This is a genomic window from Staphylococcus sp. GW821-FHT11H10, from assembly GCF_058807855.1.
In genome coordinates this window covers 55,556-70,650 of record NZ_JBXARC010000011.1, presented here as the reverse complement: position 1 = coordinate 70,650, position 15,095 = coordinate 55,556, and the positions used below count along the sequence as shown (strand labels likewise).

At 32.1% G+C, this 15,095-nt stretch carries 16 protein-coding genes and 1 pseudogene; 3 read left to right on the top strand and 14 right to left on the bottom strand.

Annotation, left to right across the window (positions count from 1 at the left end):
• The coding region (locus tag AC1RRU_RS07815) for a hypothetical protein (protein ID WP_136714798.1) at positions 1 to 200 on the top strand (200 nt) is incomplete at its 5' end.
• Here AC1RRU_RS07815 and AC1RRU_RS07810 read toward each other — a convergent pair.
• The 5 genes from AC1RRU_RS07810 to AC1RRU_RS07790 form a co-directional block, all read right to left on the bottom strand.
• Positions 121 to 651 (bottom strand): Asp23/Gls24 family envelope stress response protein, encoded by a 531-nt coding sequence (locus AC1RRU_RS07810; protein WP_011275168.1) that lies wholly within the window; start codon positions 649 to 651, stop codon positions 121 to 123. The genes AC1RRU_RS07815 and AC1RRU_RS07810 overlap by 80 nt on opposite strands.
• Positions 652 to 714: 63 nt before the next feature.
• Positions 715 to 954, bottom strand: a complete 240-nt coding sequence (locus AC1RRU_RS07805) for a DUF2273 domain-containing protein (protein WP_011275167.1) — start codon at positions 952 to 954, stop codon at positions 715 to 717.
• A gap of 12 nt (positions 955 to 966) precedes the next feature.
• Positions 967 to 1,503 (bottom strand): alkaline shock response membrane anchor protein AmaP, encoded by a 537-nt coding sequence (amaP, locus tag AC1RRU_RS07800; RefSeq protein WP_011275166.1) that lies wholly within the window; start codon positions 1,501 to 1,503, stop codon positions 967 to 969.
• A 176-nt stretch (positions 1,504 to 1,679) separates the two neighbouring features.
• Positions 1,680 to 3,230 (bottom strand): BCCT family transporter, encoded by a 1,551-nt coding sequence (locus AC1RRU_RS07795; RefSeq protein WP_011275165.1) that lies wholly within the window; start codon positions 3,228 to 3,230, stop codon positions 1,680 to 1,682.
• A 119-nt stretch (positions 3,231 to 3,349) separates the two neighbouring features.
• The gene (locus AC1RRU_RS07790) at positions 3,350 to 4,360 is read right to left on the bottom strand and encodes a zinc-binding alcohol dehydrogenase family protein (RefSeq protein ID WP_011275164.1); all 1,011 of its coding nucleotides are present in this window, start codon (positions 4,358 to 4,360) and stop codon (positions 3,350 to 3,352) included.
• A 143-nt stretch (positions 4,361 to 4,503) separates the two neighbouring features.
• Here AC1RRU_RS07790 and AC1RRU_RS07785 point away from each other — a divergent pair, with 143 nt between their 5' ends.
• A complete protein-coding gene (locus AC1RRU_RS07785) occupies positions 4,504 to 5,505 on the top strand; it encodes an LLM class flavin-dependent oxidoreductase (protein WP_049394550.1) in 1,002 nt (333 codons plus the stop codon).
• A gap of 39 nt (positions 5,506 to 5,544) precedes the next feature.
• On the opposite strand, the pseudogene AC1RRU_RS07780 reads toward AC1RRU_RS07785, so the two are convergent.
• The 9 genes and pseudogenes from AC1RRU_RS07780 to AC1RRU_RS07740 form a co-directional block, all read right to left on the bottom strand.
• Positions 5,545 to 6,395 (bottom strand): annotated as a pseudogene (locus AC1RRU_RS07780) (alpha/beta hydrolase).
• A 244-nt stretch (positions 6,396 to 6,639) separates the two neighbouring features.
• Entirely contained in the window at positions 6,640 to 8,052 is a 1,413-nt protein-coding gene (lacG, locus tag AC1RRU_RS07775) for a 6-phospho-beta-galactosidase (RefSeq protein ID WP_141761354.1), read from the bottom strand.
• A 15-nt stretch (positions 8,053 to 8,067) separates the two neighbouring features.
• Entirely contained in the window at positions 8,068 to 9,807 is a 1,740-nt protein-coding gene (locus AC1RRU_RS07770; RefSeq protein WP_037558604.1) for a lactose-specific PTS transporter subunit EIIC, read from the bottom strand.
• Positions 9,808 to 9,812: 5 nt separating this feature from the next.
• Positions 9,813 to 10,127, bottom strand: a complete 315-nt coding sequence (locus AC1RRU_RS07765; RefSeq protein ID WP_037558570.1) for a PTS lactose/cellobiose transporter subunit IIA — start codon at positions 10,125 to 10,127, stop codon at positions 9,813 to 9,815.
• Positions 10,128 to 10,146: 19 nt separating this feature from the next.
• On the bottom strand, positions 10,147 to 11,124 hold the full coding sequence (gene lacD, locus AC1RRU_RS07760) for a tagatose-bisphosphate aldolase (protein WP_037558571.1): 978 nt from the start codon (positions 11,122 to 11,124) through the stop codon (positions 10,147 to 10,149).
• A gap of 3 nt (positions 11,125 to 11,127) precedes the next feature.
• Positions 11,128 to 12,060: a tagatose-6-phosphate kinase gene (locus AC1RRU_RS07755; protein WP_037558572.1), complete on the bottom strand. Its 933-nt coding sequence runs from the start codon at positions 12,058 to 12,060 to the stop codon at positions 11,128 to 11,130.
• Positions 12,061 to 12,072: 12 nt separating this feature from the next.
• A complete protein-coding gene (gene lacB / locus AC1RRU_RS07750) occupies positions 12,073 to 12,588 on the bottom strand; it encodes a galactose-6-phosphate isomerase subunit LacB (protein WP_037536041.1) in 516 nt (171 codons plus the stop codon).
• 16 nt (positions 12,589 to 12,604) lie between these two features.
• Positions 12,605 to 13,033, bottom strand: coding sequence for a galactose-6-phosphate isomerase subunit LacA (gene lacA, locus AC1RRU_RS07745; RefSeq protein WP_037558573.1), 429 nt, complete (start codon positions 13,031 to 13,033; stop codon positions 12,605 to 12,607).
• Positions 13,034 to 13,282: 249 nt separating this feature from the next.
• Positions 13,283 to 14,038, bottom strand: a complete 756-nt coding sequence (locus tag AC1RRU_RS07740) for a DeoR/GlpR family DNA-binding transcription regulator (RefSeq protein WP_037536036.1) — start codon at positions 14,036 to 14,038, stop codon at positions 13,283 to 13,285.
• A gap of 269 nt (positions 14,039 to 14,307) precedes the next feature.
• On the opposite strand from AC1RRU_RS07740, the gene AC1RRU_RS07735 reads away from it, so the two are divergent.
• On the top strand, positions 14,308 to 15,039 hold the full coding sequence (locus AC1RRU_RS07735; RefSeq protein ID WP_049394552.1) for an NAD-dependent protein deacylase: 732 nt from the start codon (positions 14,308 to 14,310) through the stop codon (positions 15,037 to 15,039).
• The last annotated feature ends 56 nt before the right edge of the window (positions 15,040 to 15,095 follow it).

Below are 15,095 nucleotides of genomic sequence, written 5' to 3'. Positions count from 1 at the left end.
CTCAACGAGTTGAAAATAATCAAAAAATTTATAAAAAAGACAATTTCTATATTATTTCAATAGAAATTGTCTTTTTTCACTTATCCAAGAACTTTATGTCCCGGACTCTTAAATCTATTATTATTGTAATCCTGATCTTTCAGAATTGTTGTTGTTATTATTATTGTTTTTTTCGTTTTTTTGTTGCCATTCTTTTTTAGTCATAACATCATCAACTTGCATGTTAACTTCTACAACTTGTAAGCCAGTGATATATTTAACTTGTTCTTTTACTAATTCAGTAACTTTACGGAAGATTTTTGGTGCTGATTCACCATATTCTAAGATTACTTTTAAGTCGATTGCTGCTTGTTTTTCGCCAACTTCTACAGAAACACCAGTAGTTACATTGTTTCCACTAGAGAATGCATTAGTAAAGTTATCAGCGAAACCGCCTTTCATATCTAAGATACCTTTAACTTCACGAGCTGCGATTCCAGCAATTTTTTCTACTACTTCATCTGAGAAAGTTAATTTGTTTTCAAATTGTTGTTGTTCATTTTGTTCTCTGTATTGTTCAGCTTGTTTTTGTTGTTCTTCTCTTTCTTTTTCATTAACTCCAGTTTGATTATTGTAAGCTTGTTTAGCTTTGTTATTGTTATCTACTGACATATTACATTCTCCTTTATAAATGAATTTTTTTGTCTTTTATTATTTAGTTCTTAAATAAATTGTTTAACTCCATCTATTTAAGAAATTCATGAAATCCTGTGTACGGTCTTTAATATACCCAACACCAATTCCTATTAAACATAATACGATAACCAAAATTGTTTTCCAAAATCCTAAAGTTAGGAATAAGATTGCTATAATTAAAAATGCAAAGAAACCAATGATACGCCATTTATATGATTTAATGAAGTCAATGATTTGTTGACTTGCATCTTGTCCATTTTGATTATTATTATCAGCCATGTTATCCCTCCCTTACAGAACGCGTTGTCCAGCAGTTTTTTGATCTCTGACATTTACTTCAAGTTTTCTCACTGGTAATTCAGTAAAATATTCTACATTATGCTTAATGTCTGAACGAATACTTTCAGTTAGTGACTTAACTTGTACATCGTTTGGTACTAAGAAGTCAGCCTTGATATCAATGTAAGATTTGCTTTTCTTATTATAAAGCTTCGCTACAACATTAGGTTGTCTTACTTGATCGTATTTAGTAAGTGTATCGTAAGCTGATTTTTCAACTGCTTTACGAGATACATAAATATGACCGTCATCATAATCTTTGTATAATCCTGGTTTTCTATATGTTGGTTTAAAGATGCTGAATACTAATATTAAACCTATCAATATAAGTAGAGCAGCTAAACCAATTAATAGTGGTTGGAACCAATTGAATTGTAAGAAGAAGTCTTGATACTTAGATATACGACTATCTTTTATGTACATAAACAATAGGAATCCAACAATAGCAACTATTAATAGGCCGAGGATAAAGTTTTTTAACCTTTTCACCTCGTATGCACCTCCTAAATTATTGTTGAATTATTATATAGAAAATAATACCCTTTAAATATTTTTCAAAACATTAATGAAAAACTATTAATTTAATTATATAAATATTTATTAAAGTTTTACTTTCTAGATAGAATATTCCCAAATTTAGCACAATAAAAACATATATTTTATTATTATTTTTTCAATTCTTTTTGCTTTGAACTTTTATACTGTAATATGTTTGGAAACTTATTAGAAGTTCTTGGATGATCGATACTTAATGATTTAAACAATGACCAAATCATTAAAATAATAACTATCGAAAATGGTAAAGCGGCAATGATTAATAAGTTTTGAATCGCTTGTGTACCACCTGTATAAATCATAATCATTGCAAATAATGCTAGAATAATACCCCAACTTACTTTCACAAATGATGCAGGATTGATGTCACCTTTCGAACTAAGCATACCTAATACGTATGTTGCTGAATCGGCTGAAGTCACGAAGAAGATCATAATAACTACGAGAGTGATTATGCTAAGAATAAATCCTAGTGGATAATGTTCCAACGTAGCAAATGTTGCAGTTTCAGTAGCTTCTTTTGCAATGTTAGCAATGCCTTTATCTTGTAAATAAACGGCAGATGCTCCAAATACAGCAAAGAAGAAGAAACATACAAGTGCAGGTACAAATAGAACACCAAGTATAAATTCTTTAATTGTACGACCTCTAGATACCCTAGCAATAAAGATACCCACGAATGGTGCCCATGATACCCACCAAGCCCAATAGAATATTGTCCAGTTTTGGAGCCATTGGAATTTTTCTCCTCCATTCATTGGAATACGTAAACTCATACTAAAGAAATTAAAGATATAATTACCTAAACCATTTGTAAATGTATTTAGGATATAAAGTGTTGGGCCAACAATAAATAAGCCAATTAGTACAATAAAGGCTAAAAACATATTGACGTTACTAAGCGTTTTAATCCCTTTATCAATACCTGACCAAGCAGACCATGTAAACAATATAGTCGCAATAATAATTAATATTACCTGTGTACCAAAATTGTTTGGAACATTAAATAGGAAATTTAGGCCTTCATTTATTTGAAGTGCACCAAATCCGAGAGTTGCTGCGACTCCTGTAACAGTGGCGATAACAGCTAATACATCAATTGCACCACCTATAGGGCCTTTCATTGATTTTTCACCAAATATAGGAACTAGGGTTGCACTTACTAATCCAGGGTAACCTTTATGGAAACTAAAATATGCAAAGACTAATGCTACAATTCCATATACTGCCCATGCATGTAATCCCCAATGAAAGAACGAAAATTGAAATGCATCATTGATTGCAGATTGAGTACCTGCTTTATGTATAGGGGTTAACGTAAATGCGTGACTTATTGGTTCTGCAGTAGTCCAAAATACTAGTCCAATCCCCATACCAGCACTAAATAACATCGCAAACCAAGATGGTAGAGAGAATTCAGGATCTTCACCTTCTTCGCCAAGCGTTATCGATGCATATCTTGAAAACAATAAATACACACAGACAAAGAATATGAGTAAAACTAGTAACAAGTAATACCAAGAAAAATTCTTTGCTATAAATGAAGTAATGTTTTGGGTTCCTGTTTCCAATTGTTTGGGCATAAAAGCGCCGTATAAAACAAATAGTGTACAAATAGCTAATGCTATCCAAAACACAAAACTAATTGATTTTTTTCGCATCATAATAATCCTTTCAATAAAATGGTTAATTAAACATTTAAGTCAAAATAAAATGACGTTTATCCTATTGCCTTTTTTTATAGGAATAAACGCCATTTATAAAGAAATATAATAGCTTGTTAATTTAAATTAATGACCAATTTGCCAATCATTGTATTGGATTCTAATATTTGGTGTGCTTGATAGATGTTTTCAGTAGTTAATCCTTCTATAACTTTAGTTGTTGTAGGTTGATAAATATTCTGTTCAACCTTATTTGTTATGTCTTCTAAATATTCATGATGTTTTATCATATCATCAGTTTGATTTAATGGTCTAGCAAACATAAATTCATGTGAGAAACTTAAGCTTTTTGGTTTCAAAGCATTTAAATCTTGGTCATTTTCAAAAGCTACAATAGTAGCAATATGACCTCTAGGTTTCACTAATTGAATCATGTCGTCATAGTACATATCCGTATTAAATGTACAGAATACGTAATCAACCAGTTCAATACCTTGTGTCTTAAATTGATTTAGTAAACTCTCTTTATGATTGAGTACAATATCAGCACCCATTTTTTTAGTCCACTCAATCGTTTCATTACGCGATGCTGTAGTAATAACCCTTAAACCATAGGCCTTAGCAATTTGAGTAGCAATACTTCCTACGCCACCTGCGCCATTTATAATTAACAACGTTTTACCTTCATTTTCATTACGGTTGCGTGAAATACCAAACACATCAAACAATGTTTCATATGCTGTTATACCGGTTAATGGTAAGCTTACTGCCTGCTCAGCGCTAATATTTTTAGGTGCCTTAGCTACTAATCTCTCATTAATCAATTGGTATTCTGCATTTGATCCGTTTTGATCAGGTGAACCAGAGTAATATACAATGTCACCCTGATTAAACATAGTAACTTCATTTCCAACAGATTCAACCACACCAATCGCATCAAATCCTAGTACTCGAGGTGCTTTTGATACATCCATTAATCGCTGTTTTGTATCAACGGGATTGACACTAATAGACTGAATTTTAACTAATATTTCATGTACTTTTGGTTCTGGTATATCTAAATTAAAAGTTTTAAATAAATTTCCATCTGATAATTTAAACGGTTGTTCAAATCCGATTGCTTTCACTATTCATCCGCCACCTTTTTCAAAGCTAATATTACACTAAGTATAATATTTCAAACAAATATATAGCAATATAGAAGCCTTCAATTTAAAATACAACTAAATCTAATTTATCCTATAAAATTATTGAAAGGAGCATATAAAAATTGAAATTAAGTATTTTAGATTATGTTCCAATTTTTGAAGGTAGAAACGCCTATGATGCATTTAATCATAGCATTACATTAGCCCAAACTGCTGAACAATTAGGTTATACAAGATATTGGGTTGCTGAACATCATAATGTATTCTCTGTTTCGTCAAGTGCACCTGAGATCGTAATGATGATGTTATTAGAGCAAACACAAACTATTAAAATAGGAAGCGGAGGCGTCATGTTACCGCACTACAGTGCATACAAAGTGGCAGAACAATTTAGAATAATGGAAGCTCGCCATCCTAATAGAGTAGATATGGGTTTAGGTCGTTCTCCGAGTTTCAAGCAAGTAAATGAAGCACTTAATGAGTATAAATCAACAAAACCAAATTTAGACAATCAAATAGAGGACTTACTACACTACTTTGGCAACAAATATGAAGCCCCACATCGATTCATGTCTATCAAAGCAACACCTGAAATTGATACTTCTCCACAAATGTTTATTCTAGGTATGAGTGAGAGAAGTGCGGAATTAGCTGCTCAAAAAGGGCTACCATTCGTCATTGCATTTATGGGACAATCTCAAACCAAGATTAATAGCCTAATAGAATATTATCGAAAACGATACAAACAATTGAATGACATTTCAAAATCTAATGAGCCATATGTAATTATGTCAACATTTGTAGTTACTGCAAACACGCTTAATAAAGTTGATGATTTATTAGATGCATTACATTTATGGCTTTTACGCATTAATTATCTCAACCAACCTAAGTCATATCCTTCTATTAATACTGCTCAAAAACGTAACTATAGCACTAGTGAACGTAATAAAATTGAGCAAAATAAAAGCCGTGTCATAAGTGGATTGCCTAAAGATATTCATCTAAAATTAACTTATTTATTAAATACGTATCAAGTGGATGAAATCATGATAATGCCTCATGTATATGGGGAACAAGCAAGATTGGAATTGATTCAGTTAGTCGCCAATAATTCACTTTAAACTTAGATTATTTCAGTGTTCATGTTATGTTATAACTTACTATTGCCATAAAAAATTTATGATTTCATCTGACACTTCTTTATTATGATGTAGCGCACTATGTTGCGCTTTCTCCCCTTTATATTCAGATTCTTTATATGTTTTAGGACTATTGCCCAACAAGTATTTTAAGGAGCGAGACGAACTATTAGATACCCTTTCATCAGAGTGTGTTCCGTCTTTCAAATCACCATAAATATTTAGTACTTCTATGTTTTTATTTTTATAGACATCTTTTAGACCTAATAATTTTTCATAATCAGCATTCATTTTACTAGGCTTACCATCTTTATCAACAGTAATTTCATTTACTTTTTCATTTAAATTTAAAACACCGTTATATGTACCAGCTATATTTACTTCTTTTTGAAGTTGAGGTAATTGTTTATCATTTCCATAATATTTCATAAAATAAGCAAAAGATAAGTTTCCCATTGAATGCGCTACAAAAATATAATTATCTATATTGTATTTTGATTTCATTTTTGTAAGTACATTTTTTATGTTTTGAGCATTTTGCATTATGTCACCATTTTTATTATCTTCAAATAATATTTTTATAATTGGATTCTTAGACTTCTTTGAAATTTTGCCACTAAACTGAACTTCTCCGTTAGATAAAACATACGCTGTAACTACATCCTTTGTGACACCTTTTTTACAGCTTGATTGACCATATATTTTTCAGAGTTATTGGTTCCACCATATCCATGCATAAATAAAGTTGCAACTTGCTTTTTATCATTACTTTGATATTTAGATGAATTGTTACTTTTTGATTGACATCCTACTAATGTAAAAATCATTAGGCTAATAATTAAACTAAATATTATCTTTTTAAAAGTTCTCATAATAATACTCCAATGTGTTTTCTTTAAGTATAAATGATGTAGTTACAAAAATGAAAATTAAGTTAAATTGTGCTTTTAAGCATATGTGGTAATAAGTTGAATATATGTTTTTGAATTATTTTTCATGTGATCAAGCCAAGAAAAAATAAATAGGACTGAGAAAAGCTAAATTTTAGCATTTCCCAATCCTACCTTACAATTGTATCTATCATTGCTGGTTGTTACAAAGTTATATTAAAAGCAATTATTTTATTTCCTTACTTTCCGCTAGTTCTTTGTACCAATATGCGCTCTTCTTAGGATAACGTTCTTGCGTTTCAAAATCGACATAAAATAGACCGTATCGTTTTTCATAACCATTTGACCAAGAAAATACATCCATGAGTGACCAAATGAAGTAACCTTTCACATTCGCACCATCACGAATAGCATCAGAAATGACTTCTAAATGTTTTTTTACATAATCTATTCGTGCATCATCATCTACAGTTTTACGTTCCTCATCAAATTGGTCTTTATATCCAAGTCCGTTCTCAGTAATATAAATTTTATGGTAATTAGGATAATCTTTAACTACACGCATGATTTGATCATAAAGACCTTGTGGATAAATCATCCAATCCCAATCAGTACGAGGAACATCTATGTCAAATTCACGTTGTCCTACACCTTTAAGTTGATATTTAGAGCCACCTTTATCTCCAGTAGCATTGTGTGTAATTTCTGATTCTCCTTCATATCCTCTCATCCAATCACTCATATAGTAATTGATACCTAAGAAGTCATTTAAATCTTTTGCAGCATCTAATGTAGCATAATCTTCATCGGTAATATCTAATTTACCGCCATTGACAGAAAGAATATGTTGTACACCTTCCATAGTTTCACGAGAATATTTTCCTAAATACGTTGCATCTAAGATAAATTTATTATGAATAATATCTTCAAGTTCTGCTGCTCTTACATCTTCCGGATTTGAAGGATCATATGGATACTTAGTTGGTAATGCATGAACGACTCCAATTTCCCCATTATATCCATTGTCTTTAAATAGTTTAACTGCTTTCGCATGTGCGACCATCATATTATGATGAGATTGGAATACTTTTGCAAAGTCATACTTAATTCCAGGCGGGAATTTACCCACTAAATATTGACCATCACCAATAGGCCCGATTTCATTAAATGTAGTCCAATAATTAACTTCTTCAAATTCTTCGAAACAGAATTTTGCATACTCAACAAAGTAATCGATTGTTTTACGATTTAAGAAGTCGCCATCACTATGTAGTGTCTCTGGTGTATCAAAGTGATGTAATGTTACAAATGGTTCTACATGTCTTCTATGACATTCTTTAAATAAATTATGATAGTATTCAACACCTTTAGGATTAACCTCACCATATCCTTTAGGAAATATGCGTGACCATGCAATTGAAATACGAATGCCATTCACACCAAATTTTTCACTTAATTCTAAATCAATAGGATATTTATTATAGAAATCACTTGCTGGTTCAGCTGTATACCAATAGTTTTCTTCAAGATAAGTGTCCCATGCTACACGACCTTTTCCATCTGTTTGAGTCGACCCTTCTGCTTGATAAGCTGCTGTCGCACCACCGAATATAAAATCTTCTGGTAATTTTTTCATTATACTTTCATCTCCTAATTATTTTTCAAATTGTTGTTGAACGAAGTCTAATGCTGCTTTGCCATCTCGAGTTAAATTAATATATTCAACACCTTGTGTTTTAGCTAATTTAATACCTAGTCGATCTGTATCTTGCTTAATGTCTTCATAATTTGAAGCCACTTGTGGTGCTAATATGATTAAATGATAATCTTTCATAATATCCATGTGAGCACCATAACCACCTGCTGCAGCTTTAACTGGAACATTGTATTCTTCTGCTGCTTTATTTAAAGCGTTAGCTAATAATCCGCTAGTTCCTCCACCAGCACATAATACAAGTACATTTGTTTGTTCTGTAATGTTACTTTGTTGCGCTACTTCTTTACCTTGATCTGTTTGGGAATGACTAGCTTCAGATGCTCCAGCTGATGCTAGGATGGCATCTGCTTTTTTAGTATCAAAGTTTGCTGCCACTTTGTCTTGTAATTCATTATTAGCTTCTTTATTTCCTAATTCTTCTTCTAAAATTTGTTCATCATAAACTTTTACAAATGGGTAGTAAATGATAACATCTACTACGATTAAGACGATTGCTAATACGAATGACCAGAATGCAAAACCAGTACCCATCACGATACCTAAAGGACCTGGCGTAGTCCAAGGTAAGAAGATACTAAAACTATTCATTCCTAATACATCGACGAAGAATTTAAATATCCATACGTTTGCAATTGGTGCAAAGATAAACGGAATAAAGAATACTGGGTTTAACACTAAAGGTGCACCGAATAAAATCGGTTCATTTACACCAAAGAAGGTAGGTACTACAGATGCTCTACCAATCGCTTTATTACGTTTCGATTTCGTTAACCACATGAACATAAATGGCACGACTAAAGTTGCACCAGTACCACCCATCGTAACTACGAACATTTGAGTACCTGGTGTAATAACGTTATTAGCATGTTCTCCAGCTTGAATTAAATGTAAGTTTGCTTCTAAGTTAGCATAAGTAATTGCTGCAATTGCTGGTTCTACAATTGATGGACCATGGATACCCACAAACCAGAAGAATGCAAAGGCACCAAAGATAATTGTTACACCGACCCATCCATCTGCTGCTGTAAATAATGGTTCGAATAATTTTAATATGCCATTTGCTACGTTAGTATGTGCTGTTGATCTAACAATTAAATCTAGCGCATATAAAATAATAATTACTGCTGATAGCGGGAATATATCCTTAAATACTTGTGAAATATTTGGTGGAACTTCTTTAGGCATTTTGATTGTAATATTTCGTTTGATAAAGAAGTTATAGACAATTACAGTAATAAATGCTGAAAGAAAGGCTGTTAATAAACCTTTAGTTCCCATAAATGCACTTAAAAATCCGCCATCTTTAGCAGAATCAGCTGCTAGGAATAAGAACCCACACATTGCTGCCATCATCGTAGAGATAAAGTTAATTTGATTTGTTTTATCTAGTTTCCGGTTAAATGAATCAGTTAACGATTTGGCAGTAGTACCTGCTACAATAAAACCAACAATTCCCATCGTGTAGTTATATGGTTTCATTAAGATACCTTCCATAGTTTTACTCCATGTAAAACCAAACACGTTAGGAACATACGTAACTAAAATAAAAATACTAGAGAATAAGATAATTGGGATTGCCGCAATAAATCCATCACGAATTGCTCTTAAATAAATATTGCGAGATATTTTTTCAAAGAACGGTTTACCTTTCTCAATCCAAGCAATTAATTTGTTCATAGCATTCAACTCTCTCTTCTATATAATTCTAATAGATGTTTCATCAAATCTTTTAACAGTAGTGTTGTCATTAAATGGTCTTGACCATGCATCATTGTTACACTATAAGCAATGTCTTCTCCTTGTGCCTCTTTAGCTAATAAACTTGTTTGCGCTTTGTGAGCATTTGCAATACATTCATTGGCTTCTTCAGTTAATTCTTCAGCTTTATCTAACTCCCCATTTTTAGCTGCTGTTAGTGCTTCTAACAACTTAGAACGAGCGTCGCCAGCATATGCTACAATTTCAAACCCAAGTAATTGCACTTCTTCTCTATTCATCATTAACGCCTCCTTTAAATTATTTTGATTTCCATGATGTTGCAGTTGTTTCTAGTACTTTATTTAAATCATCAATATTTTTGAAACCAGTTGTACGTAACCATTCACGTGCAGCCTCTTCACCTTGTTCGATATATACTTTCACTGCACCTGACCACGTTGCACGACCACAAAGTACGCCGTTAAATTTAGCACCAGCTTCGTGTGCAAATTTTAATGTTTCTTGGAATAATTCTGCAGATACACCAGCACTTAAATAGATATAAGGTAATTGTGTAGAAGCCTCTTGATCACGGAAATATTGAGCCGCTTCTTCTTTTGTATAAACGACTTCACCTTCAGCAAATCCTTCTACATAATTCATATTTACAGGTACTTCAACTTTTAGAACATCCACATTAAATCGTTCTTCAGAGAATAATTTCATTGCCTCATTTACTTTACGTGGTTTTACTTTTGCAAACGCAGCACTCTTATTATCCGGAATATTATCATCGTATGTTAGTACTTCTAAGAAGAATGGTATATCTTCTGCTACACACTCAGATCCAATTCTTTCAATATATGCTTTCTTTTGAATGTTAATTTCTTCAGCATCATCAACATCGTAGTAAAGTAAAAATTTAACAGCATTAGCTCCTTGCTCTTTTAAGCGCTTTGCTGACCATTCAACTAAACAGTCAGGTAAGCGACCTTTAGCGTTTACGTCATAACCTGTTTTTTCGTAGGCTAATAATAAACCACAGTCTTTATTACGAGCATCTGATGCTGGAAGTCCATATTCAGGGTCTAATAAAATTGATGACGCATATTTAGTTAATTCTTCTGAAACTAGAACTTTTAATTGTTCAATTTGTTCAACAGTTGGTTCTTCTGTTTGATGTTCTGCCATCATTCTTTTCAAAGCACCACGTTGGTCAAATGCTAAAGCTGAGATAACCCCATCTTTAGTACTTAATTGTTCTATTGATGCTAATTTTTGTTGTGATTTTGTCATTAGTTACACCTCTATAACTTCAATTTGTTGGAATATTTCGTCAAATTTATTTACATTAATATGTCCTGTTTGGCTTTCCATTGCATTTAACATTCCAAATGCATTAGCTTTTTTCAATAAACTTTCATCCTCATCATGATGGATTAATCCCGAAGCAATGCCTGCAACAGTTGAATCACCAGATCCAACAGGATTCACCACTTCTATGTGAGGAATATTCACTTTATAATACTTATTGCGATGTTTAGCGAAAGCACCTTGGCTTCCTAGCGAAACAATAATCCACTCTATACCGTCAAAAATTGGTTGATTCACTGCATCTTTGAGACATTCAACTTCAGTGGTTACTTTAGTTTGTAACAATTGTGCTAACTCATCGATATTTGGTTTAATTACCGTTGGTTTATATTCACTAAGTAGGACATCTAGTAAAGATTGACCCGAACTATCGAGCACAGTCGATATTTGATGTTGTTCAGCTAACTGAATTAAATCGGCATAGTAATCCGACTTTAAGCCCTTTGGTAAACTACCAGAAATAGCAATGACTTTAGCTCTTTTTAATAGATGTGTTAGATGTGTTTTAAATTCCGTAGCTTCATCCTTGGTAATTGAAGGACCCTGCTCAAGGATCTCCGTTTGTTGTCCTTCATGGAGAATAGCAATACAATTACGCGTTTCTTCTTTAATCTTAAAAAAGTTATGCTTAATTTGAGCGTTGTTTAACTGTTGCTCAATGAATTCTCCCAACTTACCACCTAAGAATCCACTTGCTTCAACATCTTCCCCATATTCTGATAGAACTCGAGTTACATTTAATCCCTTTCCTCCTGCAGTTTTAATCGTTTTATTAACGCGATTCACTGTATCTAGATTAATTTGATCTAAAGAATATGAAATATCAATCGAAGGATTTAGTGTTAATGTTAGAATCATAGATTGTCACCCTTAATCGTGATATTCACCTTTGTCCCATTTTTCTAAAAATTCATCGAAGAAATGAGGATCAGCTTGTTTTTCGTTATGTGCTTCTAAATGTTCAATTTTAGCTATTAATTTTTTATTTTCTTCTGTCGGCTTATATTCAGCTTTTATGAAAGCATCTACAATATCGAAGATGAAAAGTTCACCTACAATTTTTCCACCAAAACTTACGACATTTGCGTTTAATTCTTCTTTAGAATATAGTGCTGTAGTCATATCACGAACTAAAGCAGTACGTACGCCAGGCACCTTATTAGCAGAGTTACTTATTCCAACTCCTGTTCCACAAATACATACGCCTAAATCCGCTTCTCCACTTGTTACAGCTTCACCAACTTTCTTACCGAAAATTGGATAGTGTGTTCTTGTGAAATCGTAAGTTCCTACATCAATTACTTCGTGTCCTTGTTCTTTTAAATGTTTTGAAACTGCCATTTTTGTGTCTGTTACAATATGATCGCAACCAATAGCTATTTTCATATTAAAGTCCTCCTATTTAGCACATTTTATTTAACATATCTACACGGATTTGATGACGACCACCGTCATAGTGTCCATTTACAAATTCTTTAGCGACATGCTTAGCAAGTGTATCTCCAACTATTTCTGAACCCATCGTAATCATACGTGCATTATTGTGACCACGTGTCATGTAAGCAGATCTTTCGTCTGAAACTTCTGCTGCAATCATCCCTTTAACTTTCGTAGCTACCATGAAACTTCCTGCGCCAAATGCATCAATTGCTATGCCTAAATTTTCATCATTCTTTTGTACTTCTTGAGCAATGGCTAATGTTGAATCAACAAAGTCTACATCCTTGCCTTCTGTCACATCTACTACTTCATGATTATTTTCTTTTAAAAATGCTTTTACTACTTCTTTGAGTCGTTTACCGTCTACATCTGAACCAATAATAACTGTCATAATCATTCTCCTTTAATAAATTGATTCACATATATGTGTCTATTTTTATATTGTGAAAAAGCGCTTTCAACTCTTTATGTTTAAATTATAAACATAAATAAACAATTAATCAACATTAAATGTTTGAATATTGTTTGATAATTAGTTGTTTTAAACAAATAAGTTTTATTTATGTTTGTTTAATCTTTTAGAAAGACAAAAAAGCCTAATATTGTTCAATTTCAAACAATATCAGGCTTATAGTGTGATTTAATCAATCACTTCAGTATGTAATTTTAATTTCTCTATGTTATCTATATCACCCTTATCAATGATGACGGCAGTTAAATCGTCTAACTTGCATAATTGAGTGAAGTCTTCTTTTCCTAATTTTGATGAGTCTACTAGTAAGTACTTTTCAACAGAACGCTCCAAAGCCAATTGTTGAGTATATGCTTCATCAATAGTCGAAGTGAGTACATCGATATCTTTTATGCCATTACAACTAAAAAACATTTTACTAAATCGCATTGTTTTCAGTAGTGTATTAGCCATTTCTCCTACAAAGGATTCAGTTAAATCTCTCATTTCGCCACCTAGTAAATAAACTTTGAAATTAATCGATCTTTTTTCGAATAATATTTTAAATACAGGAAAACAATTGGTAATAACTGTTAATGATTTCAACTCCATTATTTCTGCTAAGCACTCAATAGTAGTACCTGGTCCCAGAAAAATCGTATCATTTTCTTCAATTATTTGAATTGCTTTACGTGCAACACTACGTTTTTCTTCTATATTGTGTGTGTGTTTCTCTTGATGTGATTTCTCTTTAAATTGAAAGATGGAATTACTTCTTGCGCCACCATGAATTTTAGTGAGCAAACCTTTTTCTTCGAGTTCTGCTAAATCACGTCGTACCGTCATATCTGATACATTTAATTCTTCTACAATTTCATTTGTTCTGACGGTACCCTTTTGATTTACGAGTTTAGTAATTTCATCTAAACGATCGTATTTATTCATTCAATTCTTCACTTCCCACATCACATTTTCAAGTATTATTATAATAAATGAATACTTGAATTTACAAAGTTTATTTGCGCATATTAATTTTATACTATTAATCTAGTGAACTCTAATACTTTTCGTCAATAATCTAACTTTCTGCATTTATAAATTAAGACATTATTTCTAGAAAGTGTATTTGATTGTATGTTGTAATAGATATATAAGTAATATTAAAATTATTTTACCAAAAGTAAGCATTAAATTCTGTATATGGAGTGTTTTCAATGAGCAATAAGATAGAAAAATTAAAAGAAATTGTAGATAAATCAAATAACATTGTATTCTTTACAGGTGCAGGTGTTTCTGTCGCAAGTGGTATTCCTGATTTCCGATCAATGGGTGGACTATTTGATGAAATATCTAAAGATGGCTATTCTCCTGAATATTTATTGAGTGTTGACCATCTTAATGATAATAAAGAAAGCTTTATTGATTTTTATCATAAACGTTTACTTGTAGCTGATAAAAAACCAAATATTGTTCATGAATGGATCGCTGAGTTAGAGAGAGAAGGTAAATCTTTAGGTGTCATCACACAAAATATCGATGGCTTACATGAAGATGCTGGAAGTCAGAATATCGATGAAATTCATGGTACACTAAATCGGTTCTATTGCATTAAGTGTGGTAAAGAATATACAAAATCATATGTAATGGAACATGAATTAAGATATTGTGAATCATGTGGTGAAGTTATTCGACCTGACATTGTCTTATATGGTGAAATGTTGGATCAACCAACTGTTTTCCGTGCGCTTGATAAAATTCAAAAGGCAGATACTGTGATTGTATTAGGTTCATCGCTTGTGGTTCAACCCGCTGCGGGTTTCATATCAAACTTCACAGGAGATAATTTAGTCATTATTAATCGAGATAAAACACCATATGATAGAAAAGCAGATTTAGTCATTCATAATGATATGACAGAAGTTGTAGAAGAAGTATTTAAAAAATAAATATAAAGTTCAAAAGCTAGAGGTTTTATGAATCTCTAGCTTTTATTGCATACAAA

Excerpts from the sequence above, each read along its gene's own strand:
- AC1RRU_RS07740 (WP_037536036.1), bottom strand. The coding sequence starts at position 14,038 with ATGAATAAATACGATCGTTTAGATGAAATTACTAAACTCGTAAATCAA.
- AC1RRU_RS07810 (WP_011275168.1), bottom strand. The coding sequence starts at position 651 with ATGTCAGTAGATAACAATAACAAAGCTAAACAAGCTTACAATAATCAA.
- AC1RRU_RS07765 (WP_037558570.1), bottom strand. The coding sequence starts at position 10,127 with ATGAATAGAGAAGAAGTGCAATTACTTGGGTTTGAAATTGTAGCATAT.
- AC1RRU_RS07735 (WP_049394552.1), top strand. The coding sequence starts at position 14,308 with ATGAGCAATAAGATAGAAAAATTAAAAGAAATTGTAGATAAATCAAAT.
- AC1RRU_RS07795 (WP_011275165.1), bottom strand. The coding sequence starts at position 3,230 with ATGCGAAAAAAATCAATTAGTTTTGTGTTTTGGATAGCATTAGCTATT.
- lacD (WP_037558571.1), bottom strand. The coding sequence starts at position 11,124 with ATGACAAAATCACAACAAAAATTAGCATCAATAGAACAATTAAGTACT.
- lacB (WP_037536041.1), bottom strand. The coding sequence starts at position 12,588 with ATGAAAATAGCTATTGGTTGCGATCATATTGTAACAGACACAAAAATG.
- AC1RRU_RS07770 (WP_037558604.1), bottom strand. The coding sequence starts at position 9,807 with ATGAACAAATTAATTGCTTGGATTGAGAAAGGTAAACCGTTCTTTGAA.
- AC1RRU_RS07805 (WP_011275167.1), bottom strand. The coding sequence starts at position 954 with ATGGCTGATAATAATAATCAAAATGGACAAGATGCAAGTCAACAAATC.
- AC1RRU_RS07755 (WP_037558572.1), bottom strand. The coding sequence starts at position 12,060 with ATGATTCTAACATTAACACTAAATCCTTCGATTGATATTTCATATTCT.
- lacA (WP_037558573.1), bottom strand. The coding sequence starts at position 13,033 with ATGACAGTTATTATTGGTTCAGATGTAGACGGTAAACGACTCAAAGAA.